This is a genomic window from Kitasatospora arboriphila (assembly GCF_039528095.1).
Lineage (GTDB): Bacteria > Actinomycetota > Actinomycetes > Streptomycetales > Streptomycetaceae > Kitasatospora > Kitasatospora arboriphila.
Map to the genome: position 1 here is coordinate 1 of NZ_BAAALD010000316.1, position 535 is coordinate 535.

Consider the following 535-nt stretch of genomic DNA (forward strand, 5'->3'; position numbering starts at 1 on the left):
GCCTCTTCCGCGGTGGTGGAAGAGGCTAGCTGCTCTCCCGACGGCGGTTCGCTGACTGGCTTGGGCATCTGGCGGATAGTGCCAATGACGCGGCCGGGGCTGACGCCTACTCCTTGGAAATTCTGCACTGAAATCCTCTGTTCCTGCTCTCGGATCGGACCCACCGGCTACGGCGCCTCGAGTTCCGAACAAATCTCCTGTGACTCACTTCATATAGCATTGCTATAGGTGCTAGGGTAGCGGCTATGAGTTTCGATGACCAGCTTCCGCCCAAAACTCGGCTGCCCCGTGCAGCTGCCGAGTTGCTGGCGAGTTCGGACGGGTCACCGGTCTCTACGCGCCAAATCACCAAACTCGCCGGCGTCACGGCGCCCACGCTCTACCACCACTTCGGCGACAAAGAAGGGCTGTTCGACGCCGTCGTTGCAGCCGGCTTCGAGGAGTACGTAGCGGGAGAGCGGGACTTCTCGCCCTCTGGGGAACCCCTGGAGGACGTCAAACGGATGTGGGACAATCACGTCCAGTTCGGGCTGAC

General features: G+C 61.3%; 1 protein-coding gene. It reads left to right on the forward strand.

From position 1 onward, the window contains the following. Nucleotides 1-245 precede the first annotated feature (245 nt). On the forward strand, nucleotides 246-535 hold a 290-nt coding region (locus tag ABD353_RS40165; RefSeq protein WP_344628632.1), incomplete at its 3' end, for a TetR/AcrR family transcriptional regulator.